Source organism: Sphingomonas sp. P4_D12, from assembly GCF_056401895.1.
In genome coordinates, this window is the sequence record NZ_JBFUIL010000009.1 from 126658 (window position 1) to 142886 (window position 16229).

The window sequence follows — 16229 nt, forward strand, 5'->3', positions numbered from 1 at the left end:
ATGAGCGGATTCGACCAGGAACGAACACGCTGGTTTCTTCGAAACATCCTGCCACATGAGCCGGAACTGCGCGCATGGCTGTCCCGATCGACCATCGCGGGGCTCGAGCCGGACGACGTCATCCAGCAATCCTATGCGATCTTCGCCGAGATGGAGCGCGTCGATACGATCAGCTATCCGCGCGCCTATCTGTTCCAGATCGCCCGCTCGCTGATCACGCGCCACATCCGCCGCGCCCGGATCGTGCCCCTCCACGCGATCGACGAACGGTTCGATTGTCCTGACGACAGTCCCTCGCCCGAACAATATGCCGTGGATCGCGATGAATTGCGCGAACTGGCCCATGCGATCGCGGCGATGCCCGATAAAATGCGCGAGGCCTTCATCTTGCGCCGGGTCCACGGCCTGCCCCAACGCGAAATCGCTTCCCAAATGAACATTTCAGAGAATACCGTCGAAAAGCATATATCCAGAGGCATTCGTTTCCTGATCGAGTGGTTTGGGCATGGCGGAAGAGCGCTGTCTCGAGGCTCTAGAAGCCAGGGTGTGGAGATTGCCTCGCTAGATGCCGACATTCGAATCCAGTCGAAGCATTGATGAAACCGCGTCCGATTGGACGGCGCGGCTTGATCGTGGACAGCTGACTCCAGGCGAGCAGGCTGAGCTCGAAGCGTGGCTGCACGGTGATCCGCGGCGGCGCGGCGCCTTGTTGCGGGCACAGGCGATCGCGCTGAAGAGCGAGTCCGCCCAGGCATTGGGGGCGCGCTTCGATCCCGCCGATTTCGCCCCGCCCCCGCCCGCGGACAAGAGTGGAATCTCGCGCCGCCGGACCTTGATCTGGACCGGCACGGCTGTCGCCGGTGCGACGTTGATCGCGTTGGGGGTCGGCATGCCCGCTGCCGGCACGACGATCAGCACGGGCCGGGGCGAGCTTCGCCTGGTGCCGTTGAAGGACGGTTCGACGGTCATGCTGAACACCGATACCAGCATCAGAATTCGCGACGGCGCCGACGAGAGGCGCGTGACCCTGCTCAAGGGCGAGGCTTTCTTCTCGGTCGCGCGGGGCAGGACGAAGCCGCTCGTCGTCGAGGTCGACGGGCGTCGCCTGATAACGGGCCAGGCCACATTCAACGTCCGCAAGCTGACCGGCGCGCCAGTCAATCTGCTGGTTCACCAGGGAGAGGTCAGGCTGACCGCGCCATCATGGGGCGATCAGCGCGTGGTCGCGGTAACATCCGATATGAAGCTGGACCTGGCTGAACCGCACTTGTTTCGGCCAACGCCGCCCGAGCGGCCTTTACCGGTTCCGTCCGACGCCGTGACGCGCGGGTTGGCATGGCTGGAAGGCAAGATCGCGTTTGAAGGCGAGACGCTGCAGACCGCGGCGGACAGCTTCGCCCGCTATAGCGACACCCGTATCCAAATCCGCGATGCCAGCCTGGCGCGCGAGCCGGTCACCGGCCTTTTTGCCGCAAACGACCCGGCGGGATTCAGCCGGGCCGTCGCCGCCATATTCGATGCCAAGGTCGATCGACAGGGCGATACGATCATCCTGTCCAGAGACCGGCATCCGGATAAGTTCTAAGCCCGCGACGCAAGGTCCGTCAGACCCCACCCGCCACCAAAGTATAGACGATCCTCCCCAGCGCCCCGAGCAGCAGAACCCCGCTAGCCGCGAACTGGATCAGGAAGCCGGTGCTGCGCTTGCCGGGATCGGCCATATAGCCGGCGGCATAGATCAGCCGCCCGGCAATCCACATCACGCCCAGCCCGGCGGCGACATATTCGTTCCAATAGATCGCGAACAGCCACAGCCCGCCGAGGAACAGCGGCAGCCCTTCGAGCGTGTTGATATGCACCCTGACCGCGCGTTCGAGCAGCGGATCGCCGGTCATGGCGGGCGCGGCGATGCCCGATGTGCCGCGCACGCGGCCGACTTGCAGGCTCATGTAGAAATAGACCAGCAGCGCCACGATCGTGACGATCGCGGTCCAGCGATGTTCCATCATTGATATTCCCCAAGATTACCGGCCGGTGCGAGTGCCGCCGGTCGTGCGTGATCGCTATTTCGGCATGCCGCTGAGGCCGCTCGCCTGGCGCAGCGCGGCGCCGTCGAGGCGATAGCCGTCGAGGAACACCGTCCGGACATGGCGGAGATTGGTCAGGTCCTTCGACACGTCGCCATCGACCAGGATGATGTCCGCGGTCTTGCCCGGGGCAATCGATCCGACACGGCCGTCCATTCCGGTCATCCGCGCCGGCACGATCGTCGCGGTCTGGAGCGATTCCGCGTTGGTCAGCCCGGCCTGCTGATAGAGTTCGAGTTCGCGCACCAGCTCAAGTCCATAGCCATCGGTCCCCGCGACGATGCGCACGCCGGCCTGGTGAAGGCGGCCGACCAATCCCACCATCTTGTCGAAGCTCTTGCGGAAATCGTCGCGCGTCAGCCCGCCGAACAGCGGATAGCCCGGGATCTTCCAGCCGCGCACCACCGATGGCGGCGCGACCTCGGCGAATGGCGCATATTCGGGCGACATCGCCGTCCCGTCCGAGGTCATCAGCGGCTCCCACACGGTCAGGGTCGGATCGATGATCGTCCCGCGCTTCGACAGCTCGGCGTAAAAGGCCTTCATCGCCGGGGAGTCGAGATCGACATCCTTGCCATATTTTGCCGGCCCCTCGAGCCGCGCGGCGGTATTAGCCTTGTCGACCACGTCCTGCGGCATCGCCTGCATCATGATGAAGTTGATGTGCGTGACTTCGTCATAGCCCGCGCGCACCGCGTCGAGCGGGCGCATGCCCGCCGGGACATGGCCATGGACGTGGAGGCCGAGCTTGTGCGCCTCGGCAGCGCCCGGAGCGATCCAGGCCGGATTCATCGAGGTATAGAATTTGACTCCCCACAGACCAGCTGCCTTGATCTTGTCGACCGCGGCGATGGTTTCGGCAGCCGACGACACGGTGAGCGCACCCTGCGCGGCGAGCGGATCCTTGCGGTCGATGATCACCGATATCTTGCCGTCGGGCGCGAGCAGATCGCCGGCGGCGCGCCGCTTGTAGATGCTCAGCGCCTCGTCGATCATCGAACCGGGGCTGCGGTAATTGGTCATGCCCGTGGCGAGGTTCTGCAGCAGGTTCCAGTCGTCGCCGACATGCTGGTGCGAGTCCCACAGGCCCGGCAGCAACGTCTTGCCTTTACCGTCGATCACGACCGCGCCCGCGGGCGCCTTGATCGACCCGGCGGCGCCGACCGACGCGACCTTGCCGTTCGAGATCAGCACCGCGCGGTCGGGCAGATAGGTGCCCGCGACCGAATCGAACATCAGCACGTGGTCGACCAGGGTCGGCGTACGGTTGGCCGGCGCCAGGAAGCTATGGGCAATGTCGCGGACCATCGCCGCGATCGCCTTGTCCTGGATGTCCTTGAGCTTGGGCCCATCACTCTCATAGCCTTCGGGCAGCAGCGAGATCTGCCCGGCATTGCCGAAGAATCGGTTGTCCTGATCGAGCCAGACCGGCGACGGCGAGAAACCATAGCCGGTGATGAAGGCGAGTTTGACGGTCTTCTTGCCTTGCGGACCGTCAATCTGCACCGGCTGGCCGATCTTGATGCTGGCATGGCCGGTCGGCAATAAGTCGATGCCCTTGGCGCCCGCCGCGACTAGCGCGTTGACGTCCATCTCACTGGCGAGCCAAGGGCCGCCATAGCTATTGTAGCGCCGCGCGGCGAATGGCGCGGAGCCGGAATCGACGGCGGTCTTCCAGCGCGCGACGCCGGCGGTATCAACATCGAAATTCTCGGTGGCGTCGCCCGAATCGGTAAAGCCGCGGATCGCGATCGCCGATGGCCGCTTGTCGGCCGCCAGGGTCACCAGCTCGTCGGTTTCAGTGACCCAGCCGCGCAGCGACATCGACATGCGATAGGCGACCCGGCCATCGGGCATCGTCCACGACCAGACGTCACCATGCTTCCCAGCGGTCGAGCTGATCGTATAATGCCGCGCGCCCGCCGGCGGGGCCATCAGCTCTTCCTTGGGCGTCGACGCGGCCCCGGCGATCGACGCGGTGGCGGCGAGCAGTGACGCGAGCAGAATCCGGCGCATATTTTCCCCCTGTGCAGGCGCGCCGAGACTGACGCGGTCCGCTCGCCGAGGCAACCGCATATCTGCGGGGCCGGCGTGCAAGGTCAGGCAGCGAAAGATGTCGAGGGCCGGAGCGTTATTCAGCGAATGATGTCGCCGCCGCCTTTGCCGCCGCGCTGAGGAAAGCCGTGACGATCCAGGTGACGCCGCGCGATCGCTGGGTGGAGGCGTATCGCGCGCTCGGCTTTTCGGACGCGGCGGCCGATTCCTATGCGCGCATGACGGCGGTGAGCGTCGACGACGGCTTCGATACGCGGCTGCGTCCGAGCGCGGCGAGACCATGCTCACTGCCTATATCAACGCGCTGGTCACCGAAGCCGACGGGCGAGCGCACGACTGATCGCTGCAACACCAAAAAAGGGCGCCGGATCGCTCAGGCGCGGCCGGTGATCGCCAAGTCGCCGTCGCTGCGCGGTTGGTTCGCGCGACCCGCGAGCGATCCTTCGGCCACGGACCGGCCAGGCTTCATGACTGGACCAGGACCATCGGCGCCGATGGCCACGCGCGGCTGCCATTCGACCATCGTTGCGCTGCCGATGCGGCGGCGCGTGGCGCGCGTGCGCAGCACGCCGGCCAATCGCATGCTCGCGCGTAACGTGCCCGGACTGATCGCTCCCCATGCAGCCCACGCCAACACCTTGACGGCATTCAGGTTCCAGCCCAGCGCCCGGCTCCTCAGCAATTGTCGCAATATCCCGGGCCGCCCGCCCGACCATAACCGCAGCGAGCCGACCGCGCGCAAGGTTTCAGGCCGCAGATCGACGACCGACGGCGGAATTGGGGGCAGGCGGCGGTCTGCGCGCTGCTTGGCGCGCTGGACGTCGAATGCGTGCTGCAATTGCGCGATGGGAATGTTGAGCCGCGCACTCGTTTCGCTGAACCGGTAGCGGTATAGCGGCTCGGTCAGCACGATCAGCTTGCCCGCCGTGGCGATGCGGTAATACAGGTCGATATCTTCGAAATAATCGGTGCCCGCGGCATAGCCGCCGACCTGGTCGAATGCCGCCTTTCGGTACATTATCGAGCCGTGTGCGATCGGCGGCGCGTCGCCCGGATCGATCGCGCGCGCTCCGCTCCGCCGGGTCAAGCGTCCCTTGGCATCGATCGCTTCGAACAAGGTGCCAACCAGCACCACGTCGGCCCGCCCGTCGAACAGGTCGATCTGGCGCCGGAGCCGGTCGCGATGGGCGACATCGTCAGCATCCATCCGCGCGACGACCGGCGCACGGGCGGCATTGGCCACCCAATTGGATGACCCGACCGGTCCACCGGACTGGCTACGTTGAAGCAACCGGATGCGACAGTCGCGCGCCGCCCATGCCCGCAGGCGTTCGGTCGACCCGTCAGTCGACCCGTCGTCGCCGATCACCAGTTCGAATTCGCCAAAGCTCTGGTCGAGAATGCTCGAAATCGCTGCATCGAGAAACGGCAATGCGTTTCTGACCGGCATGACGACGCTCAATCTGGTCAACAAATCCCCCCCGGATTGACCTCAGTCTAACAGTGGCGTCGGGCAGTTGCTAGGAAGGATCTGATAGCGCCGAATTTGCTCCCGGCTGTTCGATCGGATAACCGATATTTGACATGCCGGGGGGGCGATCATCATCGGGGGAAGCTGCGACTGGCATCCTGTCGCTGATCGGCGAATTCGCGCGCGATCTCGCGCGCTCGTCGGGCCGACGCGGTACGCTCGGCATAGCAGCGACGCTGCTCGCGGCGATGATCGAAGCGGCTGGATTGATTCTGATCATGCCGATGGTATCGATCACGCTTGACCGCGGATCGCGGCAACCGGTGCTCGATCGCCTGGTCGATGCCATCTTCACGCGAATCGGTATTCCCAGCCAGTCGGGCCAGGTGATAGCCATGCTCGGATTGTTCGCAGGGCTGTTCATCATGCGCGTGGTCGTCGTCGCGGCCCGGGACGTCCTGTTGTCGCGATCAACCATCGACTTCGTCGATGCGCGGCGCAAGCGGGTGGTCCACAGCGCCGCGCATGCACGGTGGGAGGTGATCTCACGCTTGCATCAGGCGCGGGTCGCGCAGATCCTGGGTGCCGACGTACAGAACGTCGCCACAGCGGCGCGGATGATGCAGTTTTCGCTGATCGCAGCCATCACGTTGTTGGGCCAGTGCATCGCCGCGATCGTCCTGTCGCCGCAACTATCGCTTCTATGTCTTGCCGTGCTCGGGCTGGGTGGCGTGCTGCTGACTCGGACGATGCAGCAAGCGCATTCGCTCGGCCAGACCAATGTCGAGGGAAATCTGGCGGCGATGAATACCATCGTCCAGTTCTTCGGTGGGCTCAAACTCGCCGTCAGCCAGGATCTCCAAGCGAGCTATGTCGCCGAGGTCGAGACGGCACTCGACAATGTCGCCGGCCATCAACTGGCCTTTGCCCGCGGCCAGGCGCGGCGCCAGGTCGTGATCGGTACGATTGCGGCGATCGCCGGGATGATTGTGGCGGCGGTAGGCCTATTGGTGCTTCATCTGGCGCCGGCGGTGCTGGTTGGACTGTTGCTGATTCTGCTAAGAATGACCGGCCCGGCCGCGACGCTGCGTCAGCATAGTCAGCAGCTTGCCAAGCTGCTCCCCGCCTATCGCGCATTGACCGATCTCGAGGAAGAACTCGCCGCGGCGGCGGCCGCGAGGAGCACGAATGCCGCTCCCGTCTTTCGTGGAGAGATCGCGTTTCGCGGGGTCGGCTTTGCACATGTATCGGGCGGCGCCGATGGCGGCGGACTCGACAATTGTTCATTGGCGATCGCCTGCGGAGAATTTGTCGGGCTGACCGGTCTGTCGGGCGCGGGGAAGACGACGCTGGTCGACCTGCTTGTCGGCTTGTACGAGCCGCTCGCCGGCGCGATCCTGATCGACGGAGTACCGCTAACCCCGGCCGTCTTACCGGCCTGGCGGGCTCGCATCAGCTATATCTCGCAGGATCCCTATCTGTTTTACGATACTATCCGGCGCAACTTGCTTTGGGCGAATCCGGCGGCGAGCGAGACTGCGTTGTGGGATGCGCTACGGTTGGCGGGCGCCGACACAATGGTTCGGCGGATGCCCGACGGACTCGATGCCGTGGTGGGCGAACGCGGCACATTGATTTCGGGCGGCGAACGTCAACGGCTGGCGATCGCGCGAGCAATGATCCGCAATCCCCGCCTGCTGATTTTGGACGAGGCCACCAATGCCCTCGACGTCGCCGCGGAACGGATGTTGATCGGTAATCTGCTCGACGTGACGCCGCGGCCGACGATCTTGATGATCGCGCACCGCAAGGAGAGCCTCGCACGGTGCGACCGCGTCCTGCGGCTTGAGGACGGCAAGATTGCTGCACTGGACGCCAGCGTGCGCGAAAGCATAGACTGAGCGTATGGAGGCGAGCCCGAACCGCGCGACTGTCAGCGATTGGCCGTTTCCGCACGTCATGGTGGACGGCTATCTCGACGCCGACGACTATGACGCGCTGCGTGGATCCTTCCCGCCGTGCCCGCACAATAGCGGCCCGACCGGCTATTCGCGATTCTGGGGCGATCCCGAATTCGATGTGCTGCTCGATGCCCAACCGGTGTGGCGGCGGCTCTTCGACTGGACCCAGAGCCAGGCGTTCGTCGATCTGTGCCTCGCGCCGTTTGCCGACGTGATCGCGCGCGAGGCGGTGGTCGACCTGTCGCACGCGCGCTTTGTCTCGCATATCGAAGCACGAGGCGAAAAGGAGCAGCGGTTTCTCGCGCCCGCAGGACTCGCTCCCGATCAATTGTTCGTCCGCACCGACATCCTGCAGGGCAAAGTCGGTTACGAGCGAGGCGCGCATGTCGATCACCGCCGCCGCGCCGCGACAATGCTGATCTATCTGTGCGACGGCGACGAGGATGAGATGACGGGCGGCGATTTGATCCTGCACGCTGCCGACGGTGAAACCTTGACGATCCGTCCGCGCCATAACCGCATGATATTGTTTCCATGCATCAATACGTCGCTGCATTCGGTGTCGCGGATCGACGCACAACGGCGCCCGCGCAATTTCGTGCAGCTGACCGTGTCGAGCTCGGTCGATTTGTGGGAGGACGAGCGCGTCGGCGGACTCGCCGGGATTCGCCAGGCCTTGGGCCGAGGGATGCGGCGGCTAGTCGCCTAGGGGCGGCGAGCTACTCTTCCAACCCTTTTCGCCCCGACGGTTCGCCAAACCGCCAAGCCGGTCGATTAGCCGCTCCCATCGTCCAGTGACTAGTGCCGGCATTTGATCGAGCGTCTGCTGCTCCGCCAGGAAACGCGTTCGCCATTCCGCATTGGTCGCGTCGCGCTGAATGGTCAGATCGACCTTGCCGGCGTCCGGTTGCACGCTGCCACTCACCCCGAGGAAAGCGGCAACCTTGGTCAGCACGGCCGGCGCGTCGGCGAGCAGATCCTCATACGCGATCTCGAGTGGCGCAATGTCATGGAGAGCGAAATATTGCTGAACGCGAGCCTCGTTCACCGCCTGGGCGAGGATCATGTCGCGGATCATCGCGGCGCTGTAGCGCGGCTCGCCGCGCGCGGTCGAGCTGGCGCGAAATTGCCGGGTCTGCTGCGCTTTCACGTCCGACAGCGCCCGCGCCAGCCGATCGCGACGGACGAGATGGATGAAGCGACGTTCGGGAAAGTCTTCCGCCCAGCGATCTGGCCAGAGGTCGTCGAGACGCTGCGGTGAGAGCTTGACGCCGAACACCCCGTTCTCGGTCATGCCGCGGCTGAGCATCATGGCACGCTGGCCGGCGCGGTCGAGCGGATAGTCGGTCACGCCACGGTCGCGATACCCTTGACCATTGAACCAATCCTCGGGCCGGCCCAGTGCGCCGGTCGAGCCCAGCAATTGCGCGAACCAGGTGCCGCCCGAACGGGGATAGGTCATCACGACATAGCCCCGGTGGGCGGGAGCGCGGTCGACCTGTCGGGTCATGTCGGTCATGGCCGTCTCTTGATCGGAATTGCCAGGCGGGTAAATACCCGCACGTGAGCGATCACTTGCCCATTTGCGTATCGCTCTGGATTGGCGAGCGGCTGTCGCCGATCGAACGCGCCTGCCTCCGCTCGATGCTGGCGATGGGGCATCAGGTCGAACTCTATTGTTATGAGCCACTGCGGGATGTGCCGTCCGGCGTCCGCCTCGTCGATGCCGCGACTATCCTGCCTGCCGACGCGATCATTCGCCACCGCAGCGGCAGTGTGGCCTTATTCTCTGACCGATTTCGCTTCGAGCTTCAGCGACGAGGCAAGGGGCTCTGGGTCGATCTCGACGTCTACATGCTGACCCCAGTAGCATTTTCAAACGGGCAGGCCCTGTTCGGGTGGCAAGACCGTGCGACCTTGGGTGCCGGTGTTCTGTACCTGCCGGCGGATAGCCCGGTGATCGCGCGCGTGCTGGATCTGTTCGAGCATCCCTACGTGCCGGACTGGCTGCGGCTGTCCGACCGAATTCAGGCATATTGGCGATCCAGAAGAGCTGGCACGATCGAGCTCGCCGACCTTCCCTGGGGGGTTGCCGGACCACTCGCGCTGACCGGGCTGGCGCGCCGGTTCGGGTTGCTCGATCACGCGGCACCCCGCGACGTCTTCTATCCCTACCACTGGGATGACGCCGGATGGATTTTCGATCCCAGCCAATCCCTCGACCGACACGTGACGCCACGCACGCGTACACTCCATCTCTACAATCATATGATCGCCGCGCGAAAATTCGAGCCCGCCGCGGCCGGCAGCTTCATGGACCGTTTGCAGCAGGAAGGCGCGTGACGCCGCCGCGTTTCGGCCTGCTCGACTATCCCGGCATCGCCAATCTCGGTGATACGATCCAGGCGTTGGCCGCCCGCCGGTTCCTACCGCGCGTCGATGTCCTCGTTCCGCGCGAGCGTCTGTCGGCGCCACTCGCTGGGCATGACGGACCGGTCAGGATGATCCTCAACGGCTGGTTCATGCACGACACCGCTTTTTGGCCACCCAACCCGGCCATCGAACCGCTGCTGATTTCGATGCATTTCGTGCAGGGTGGCAGGCCGCGGCTAAGGCGTTGGGTCCGGTCGCGACTCGAGCGGATGCTCAGCGGGCCGGGCGCGGAATTCCTGCGGCACTGGGGTCCAGTCGGGGCGCGCGACGCCTTCTCGCTGGAGCAACTCGAACGGCGCGGCATTCCAGCCTACCATTCAGGCTGCCTGACCCTGACGCTGCCACGTCGCGAGGGCATCACCCGCACCGACACGATCGTCGCGTGCGATGTGCCGCCCGATGCGCTCGCGTATCTGCGCGGGATCGCGACGGGGCCGATGGAAGAGGTCACGCATCTGGGCGCCGAACAACTCGACGCTGCCGGGAGAGAGGCGGCCGCCAATGCCCTTCTCGACCGTTATGCCGCCGCGGCCGCGGTCGTCACCACGCGCATCCACGCCGCGCTCCCGTGTCTGGCGTTGGGCACGCCCGTGCTGCTCGTCCACGATGCACGTCCGCCGCGCCGCATCGGGGACATGACCGCACTGTTCCACAGCTGCCCGCTGAACGATTTCGCCACCGGCCGCAGTGCTTTCGACTTCGCCAATCCCCCGCCCAATCCGGACGGTTTCATTCCGCTCGCGCGTGACATGATCCGGCGTTGCAAGACGTTCGTGGCGAGACCTTGATTAAGTATGACAAGTAAGCCGCGCGGTTGGGCGCGGCTTAACGTCACACCTCTGATCGAAACAACATAATCCGTTAGCTTTGAACTTGTTGAAGGGCGCCGCTCTCTACTCCCGAATTGGCTGATAGCCATTCCTAGGCAGGCTTAGGGAAAGCCGCGACTTGCGGCGACCAACACCGTCGCAAAACTCCTATAAAACTTCATTTCGGCGTGCTCTTTAACCATGACGAAATGAGTGATAGCGTCCCCGCCGATAAGTGTCGTTATCGACGCGAATCCAACAGAGGTAGGGTTTTCGCGACGCGATATCTTACAACTTGAGGGAAGTTATTTTCGCCGACTCAATGATGGGTTATGCGATGTTTCGTGGAGGGGAGCTGAACATGAAGAGAGTGTGGATAAAAATTCTGGGGGTAGGAATCGCCGGACTGGCATTCCAGGCGAGTCCCGCGGCGGCCCAGGCGACCCGTACGTGGATTTCCGGCGTTGGCGATGACGTCAATCCGTGTTCCCGCACCGCGCCCTGTAAGACTTTCGCGGGTGCGATCAGCAAGACCGCGGCGAATGGCGAGATAAACTGCATCGACCCTGGCGGCTTTGGTGGCGTGACGATCACCAAGTCGATCACCTTGCGTTGCGATCAGGTAGAAAGCGGCGTTCTCGTCGCCGGTACCAACGGCATCATCATCAATGCCGGGGCGAACGACAAGGTGGTGATCGATGGACTCGACATCGAAGGACTCGCCTCGAGTGGTAATTCGACCAACGGAATCAACATCCTTTCGGCGCGCGACGTCGTCGTGCGCAACACCAGCATTCGCGGGTTTACCGCGGCCGGCACGGGCAATGGAATTGTGGTGAACGGTGCGAACCAGATCGCCTTGACGGTCGAGCATTCGTTCATCTTCAACAATAATGTCGGAATCTTGGTCAGCTCGAGCGGCGGCAACGGCGCGGCGCGAGTCTATGATTCGGTTATTGTCGCCAACGCCAATGCCGGGGTTCGCGTCACCGGCGCGGGCAACAAGGCCGAGCTATCTGGGAATAAGATCATCCGTACGCCGAAGTCGATCGAAATCCTGAGCGGCGGCGGCGTCAGCTCCTACGGTGACAATGTATTGTCGACGGGTGGAGACGCGCCGACGATCATCCCGAAGGGCTGATAACTCGGCCAGCCGGGGTCCGGCGCGATAGAACCGCTCCTGCTGGGAAGCAGGGGCGGTTTTTGCTTTGCGTCCGGGAGGGTGCGGCGCCTAGCCCGTGACGGACTTACAGGCGCGCCAAAAAAAGGGGCGTCGGATCGCTCCGACGCCCCTTTCGGTACGCTTTACTCACCCTCGATCGAGCCGAAGCTCGCGAGGAATTCCTATCACGCGCTGGCTTGGGTCCGGCCGCCGCCCTGGCCGCCACGTCCGCGGCGGCGATTGCCGCTACGACCACGGGGGGCATAAGGATTGGCCGGCCGCGCTTCGTGCGTCTTGCGCGGCGGGCGAACGCCGCGCGGGCCGCGCGGGCGCTCGTCGCGTTCCTGCTGCGCGGTGACCGACTGTTTCGAGCGGGTCGAGACGATCTTCGCCGCCTCTGCCAGGAAATTCTCCGGCAGCGCCTTGAGCGCGATCTTCTGGCGCGTCAGCCTTTCGATGTCGCGCAGATAAGGACGCTCGTCGTCCGCCACGAAGCTGATCGCGATGCCGTCATTGCCGGCGCGCGCGGTGCGGCCGATGCGGTGGACATATTGCTCCGCCACGTTGGGCAGCTCGAAATTGATCACATGGCTCACACCCGACACGTCGATGCCGCGCGCGGCGATGTCGGTCGCGACCAGGACCTTTACTTCACCGGTCTTGAACGCGGCCAAAGCGCGCTCGCGATTGGCCTGGCTCTTGTTGCCGTGGATGGCGTTGGCCGCGATGCCGTTGCCACCTAGCAACCGGACGACGCGGTCGGCGCCGTGCTTGGTGCGGGTGAAGACCAGCACGCGCTCGATCGCCGGATCGCGCAGGGTCATGGTCAGCAGCGCCTGCTTCTCGGCCTGGTTGACCAAGGTAGCGAATTGCTCGACGCGCTCGGCAGTGGTCGCCGCCGGCTTGATCGAGACGAGCGCCGGGTCCTTGATGAACTGATCGGCCAGCTCGCGGATCGACTGCGGCATGGTCGCCGAGAAGAACAGGGTCTGGCGCTGGCGCGGGACCATCTTCACGATCTTGCGCAGCGCATGGATGAAGCCGAGGTCGAGCATCTGATCGGCCTCGTCGAGGACCAAAGTCTCGATCAGGTTGAGGCTGACGAATCGCTGCTCGATCAGGTCGAGCAGGCGGCCAGGCGTGGCGACCAGGATGTCGACGCCGCGGCTCATGTCCTGGCGGTTCTTGTTGATGCTGGTGCCGCCGAACACGGTGGCGACCGTCATGCGGCTAAACTTGCCGTAAGCACGCGCGCTCTCGGCAATCTGGCTGGCGAGCTCGCGGGTCGGGGCGAGGACGAGCATGCGGCAATGCGTCGGCAGGACGCGCTTGTCAGCCTCGACCAGGCGCTGGATCGACGGCAGCACGAACGCCGCGGTCTTGCCGGTGCCGGTCTGCGCGATGCCGAGCAGGTCGCGGCCTTCAAGCACATAGGGAATGGCCTGCGCCTGGATCGGCGTCGGCGTGGAATAGCCTTTGGCCTCGAGCGCGCGAACGAGCGGCTCGGCAAGGCCGAGATTAGTGAAATTGGTCATGGAAACCTTATGCAAAAATGCCTCTCGCATGTCCGATGGACACACGGGCGGCGGGGAGAAATGACACCCCGCGTGACTTGGGAAGCCTGTCGCTTAAACGACCGAGGCGGAGCCTGAACCGTAGCCATAAGGCCGGGTTCGATCACGCTGCATTACGCCTCGATAGCGGCCAAATAGATGCTGCACCGCAAAAAGTCAAGATCGGCAGGTGTAGCGTTAGCGGCCAAGATCCGGGTTGCGCAGCATCCTGAAGATCATCCAGCCGATCACCGCTCCCCAGGCAATTCCCGCGATCGAGGCGATGATCGTGCTGCCGCCATGGAAAAGCCGCCACAAGACAACCCCCGACACGATCGCGAGGCCGCCGATCCTGCCCCATAATCGCGCCCGGCCATGGAGCAGGATTTCGATCGCCGCGAGGATCGCCAGCAAGACGGCGACGATCACCAGTGTCAGTACCGATTCCCTAAGCGCGGCGAGGAGCGCTTCGCGATGCCAATTGTTGAACACCGATCCGGCGATCACCAGCACCGCCGCGACCGCGATCAGGCCGGGCGGGATACGGCGTGGATTGGTGCCGGGCTCCGCCATCTCAATAAGCGCAGACCGAGAAGTCCTCGCCGACCCAGCAGGCGCTGTCGCGGCGCGAGCGGACCGCGCGGCCCCAGCGCGAATTGATCCCGTCTCGGGTCAGCCCGCGAACATCCGCCACGCCGCGCTGGGTAACGTAGACGGTGACGCTCACCACGCTTTCGCCGAACGAGCGGGCATGCGCCGGGCTCAGCGTGAAAGTGCCGCCTCGCGCGACAACATACTGGCAGGGGCCGCGATAGCTGGTGCCTTCGGAATCGATCACGCAGCGGGCGATCCGGGCCTGGGCGGGTGCGGCGGCGATTCCGGCGGCGATCAGGATTGAGGCGAAAGCGAGCTTGCGGATGGTCATCGGACGACTCCCTGTATCGAACGGGCCGAAGGAAATACCCAACCCGCCGCAGGGTCAACCGACCGCGGGTTTGCGCGCGCTTTCAACCATCCCTATGTGACGGCACCAAGACGGGCAGGCTCGCCCGCCAGCGAAGGAGACCCACCTTGGACAAGACCGCGATCGCCCGATCCGTTTCTCTTGCCCAGGTGCCTTATGTCTTCGTTCGTGACCTTGGATTCGCTGTCGCTTTCGACGCCTGACGGCCGTCCGCTCTTTTCCGATCTGACGCTTTCCTTCGGCCGCCAGCGCACCGCTTTGGTCGGGCGCAACGGCTGCGGCAAATCGACCCTGCTCCGCGCGATCGCGGGAGAAATTGATCCCGTCGCCGGCAGCATCGCGCGCTCCGGCAGCGTCGCGCTGCTGCGCCAGGACTGGCCCGACGATACGATCTCCATCGCGGCGGCGCTCGAGGTGGCCGGTCCGCTCGCCCTGATCCGCCGGATCGAAGCGGGCGAGGGCGACGTCGACGATTTCGCCGTCGCCGACTGGACGCTCGTCGAGCGGATCGACAACGCGCTTGCCGCGCTTGGCTTGTCGGGGCTCGACCTCGATCGCCCGCTCGCCAGCCTGAGCGGTGGGCAGCGCACGCGGATCGCCATCGCGCGTGCCGTGATCGCTGCGCCCGATCTGCTGCTGCTCGACGAGCCGACCAACAATCTCGATGCCGATGGCCGCGCCGCGATCGCGGGACTGATCGCCGGGTGGAAAGGCGGCGTGGTGGTCGCCAGCCACGATCGCGCGCTGCTCGAGGCGATGGATCGCATCGTCGAACTGGCGCCGATCGGCTGCCGGTCGGTCGAGGGCGGCTGGTCCACCTTCGTCGCGCTGCGCGATGCCGATCGCGAGCGCGCGGCGCAGGCGCTCGACCGTGCCGAGGCCGGACTGCACCAGGCCGAGCGCGGGGCACAGGCGCAACGCGAGAAGAAGGCACGCCGCGACAAAGCCGGCCGCGCGTTCGGCGCCTCGGGCAGTATGCCGCGTATCGTCGCCGGCATGATGAAGGAACGCGCCGAGGGCAGCGGCGCGCGCGAGGGAGAGATTGCGCGGCGGCTGATCGGCGAGGCGGAGGCGGCACGAGCGACCGCACGCGAGCGGGTCGAGATCGTCACGCCGCTGCGCATCGATTTGCCGCCCAGCGGGCTGTCGTCGTCGCGCGATTTGCTGCGGATCGAAGACGCGGTGATCGCGCGCGGCGATCGGCGGGTCGGGCCGGTCAGCCTGGCCATCCGCGGTCCCGAACGCCTGGCGCTGACGGGACCCAACGGCAGCGGCAAGACCAGCGTGTTGCTGCTTGCGGCCGGAGCCATCGCACCGATCGACGGAACGGTGACGCGGTCCGACCGCATCGCCTTGCTCGACCAGCATGTCGGGCTGCTCGATCCCGACGCGACGATCCTCGCCAACCTCCGCGCGCTCAATCCCGAGCTCGGCGAGAACGAGGCTTATGCCGCGCTCGCCCGCTTTGCTTTCCGCAATCAGGCTGCGTTACGCGTCGTCGATACCCTGTCGGGCGGCGAACGTCTTCGTGCCGGACTCGCCTGCGTCCTGTCCGCGGCCCGGCCGCCGCAATTGTTGTTGCTGGACGAGCCGACCAATCATCTCGACCTCGACTCGATCGAAATGCTCGAAGCGGCGCTGCGCGGCTATGACGGCGCGGTGCTGGTAGTCAGCCACGACCCCACGTTCCTCGAAGCGATCGGGATCGAACGAGAAATCGCGCTCGCGTGACGC

General features: G+C 64.9%; 15 protein-coding genes. 8 read left to right on the top strand and 7 right to left on the bottom strand.

Annotation, left to right across the window (positions count from 1 at the left end; genetic code table 11):
* Both AC1DSD_RS17895 and AC1DSD_RS17900 read left to right on the top strand, forming a co-directional pair.
* Nucleotides 1-597 carry an RNA polymerase sigma factor gene (locus tag AC1DSD_RS17895; protein WP_478031984.1) on the top strand — a complete coding sequence of 199 codons (597 nt, stop codon included), beginning with the start codon at nucleotides 1-3 and terminating at the stop codon, nucleotides 595-597.
* Nucleotides 566-1585 carry a FecR family protein gene (locus AC1DSD_RS17900; RefSeq protein ID WP_478031985.1) on the top strand — a complete coding sequence of 340 codons (1020 nt, stop codon included), beginning with the start codon at nucleotides 566-568 and terminating at the stop codon, nucleotides 1583-1585. Before AC1DSD_RS17895 ends, AC1DSD_RS17900 begins: the two co-directional genes overlap by 32 nt.
* A 19-nt stretch (nucleotides 1586-1604) precedes the next feature.
* On the opposite strand, the gene AC1DSD_RS17905 is transcribed toward AC1DSD_RS17900, so the two are convergent.
* The 3 genes from AC1DSD_RS17905 to AC1DSD_RS17915 form a co-directional block, all read right to left on the bottom strand.
* Nucleotides 1605-2009 carry an MAPEG family protein gene (locus AC1DSD_RS17905; RefSeq protein WP_478031986.1) on the bottom strand — a complete coding sequence of 135 codons (405 nt, stop codon included), beginning with the start codon at nucleotides 2007-2009 and terminating at the stop codon, nucleotides 1605-1607.
* A gap of 54 nt (nucleotides 2010-2063) precedes the next feature.
* A complete protein-coding gene (locus tag AC1DSD_RS17910) occupies nucleotides 2064-4103 on the bottom strand; it encodes an amidohydrolase family protein (protein WP_478031987.1) in 2040 nt (679 codons plus the stop codon).
* A 412-nt stretch (nucleotides 4104-4515) separates the two neighbouring features.
* Nucleotides 4516-5613 (bottom strand): glycosyltransferase family 2 protein, encoded by a 1098-nt coding sequence (locus AC1DSD_RS17915; protein WP_478031989.1) that lies wholly within the window; start codon nucleotides 5611-5613, stop codon nucleotides 4516-4518.
* A 113-nt stretch (nucleotides 5614-5726) separates the two neighbouring features.
* On the opposite strand from AC1DSD_RS17915, the gene AC1DSD_RS17920 reads away from it, so the two are divergent.
* Together AC1DSD_RS17920 and AC1DSD_RS17925 are read left to right on the top strand one after the other, a co-directional pair.
* A complete protein-coding gene (locus AC1DSD_RS17920) occupies nucleotides 5727-7514 on the top strand; it encodes an ABC transporter ATP-binding protein (RefSeq protein WP_478031990.1) in 1788 nt (595 codons plus the stop codon).
* Nucleotides 7515-7518: 4 nt separating this feature from the next.
* Entirely contained in the window at nucleotides 7519-8283 is a 765-nt protein-coding gene (locus tag AC1DSD_RS17925) for a 2OG-Fe(II) oxygenase (RefSeq protein WP_478031992.1), read from the top strand.
* Here the strand turns inward: AC1DSD_RS17925 and AC1DSD_RS17930 are convergent.
* Nucleotides 8272-9093 (bottom strand): Stf0 family sulfotransferase, encoded by an 822-nt coding sequence (locus AC1DSD_RS17930; RefSeq protein ID WP_478031993.1) that lies wholly within the window; start codon nucleotides 9091-9093, stop codon nucleotides 8272-8274. The genes AC1DSD_RS17925 and AC1DSD_RS17930 overlap by 12 nt on opposite strands.
* Before the next feature lie 44 nt (nucleotides 9094-9137).
* Here AC1DSD_RS17930 and AC1DSD_RS17935 point away from each other — a divergent pair, with 44 nt between their 5' ends.
* The 3 genes from AC1DSD_RS17935 to AC1DSD_RS17945 all read left to right on the top strand — a co-directional run bounded on the left by AC1DSD_RS17935 (nucleotide 9138) and on the right by AC1DSD_RS17945 (nucleotide 11957).
* The gene (locus AC1DSD_RS17935) at nucleotides 9138-9917 is read left to right on the top strand and encodes a hypothetical protein (protein ID WP_478031994.1); all 780 of its coding nucleotides are present in this window, start codon (nucleotides 9138-9140) and stop codon (nucleotides 9915-9917) included.
* On the top strand, nucleotides 9914-10795 hold the full coding sequence (locus AC1DSD_RS17940) for a polysaccharide pyruvyl transferase family protein (protein WP_478031996.1): 882 nt from the start codon (nucleotides 9914-9916) through the stop codon (nucleotides 10793-10795). Before AC1DSD_RS17935 ends, AC1DSD_RS17940 begins: the two co-directional genes overlap by 4 nt.
* A 382-nt stretch (nucleotides 10796-11177) precedes the next feature.
* Nucleotides 11178-11957, top strand: coding sequence for a right-handed parallel beta-helix repeat-containing protein (locus AC1DSD_RS17945; RefSeq protein ID WP_478031997.1), 780 nt, complete (start codon nucleotides 11178-11180; stop codon nucleotides 11955-11957).
* Nucleotides 11958-12163: 206 nt separating this feature from the next.
* Here the strand turns inward: AC1DSD_RS17945 and AC1DSD_RS17950 are convergent, their stop codons facing one another.
* The 3 genes from AC1DSD_RS17950 to AC1DSD_RS17960 all read right to left on the bottom strand — a co-directional run bounded on the left by AC1DSD_RS17950 (nucleotide 12164) and on the right by AC1DSD_RS17960 (nucleotide 14456).
* Complete coding sequence (locus AC1DSD_RS17950; protein WP_478031999.1) at nucleotides 12164-13513, bottom strand: DEAD/DEAH box helicase; 1350 nt, start codon at nucleotides 13511-13513, stop codon at nucleotides 12164-12166.
* A 216-nt stretch (nucleotides 13514-13729) separates the two neighbouring features.
* A complete protein-coding gene (locus AC1DSD_RS17955; RefSeq protein WP_478032000.1) occupies nucleotides 13730-14104 on the bottom strand; it encodes a hypothetical protein in 375 nt (124 codons plus the stop codon).
* A gap of 1 nt (nucleotide 14105) precedes the next feature.
* Complete coding sequence (locus tag AC1DSD_RS17960; RefSeq protein ID WP_478032001.1) at nucleotides 14106-14456, bottom strand: hypothetical protein; 351 nt, start codon at nucleotides 14454-14456, stop codon at nucleotides 14106-14108.
* A gap of 207 nt (nucleotides 14457-14663) precedes the next feature.
* On the opposite strand from AC1DSD_RS17960, the gene AC1DSD_RS17965 reads away from it, so the two are divergent.
* The gene (locus AC1DSD_RS17965) at nucleotides 14664-16226 is read left to right on the top strand and encodes an ABC-F family ATP-binding cassette domain-containing protein (RefSeq protein ID WP_478032003.1); all 1563 of its coding nucleotides are present in this window, start codon (nucleotides 14664-14666) and stop codon (nucleotides 16224-16226) included.
* Nucleotides 16227-16229: the final 3 nt, after the last annotated feature.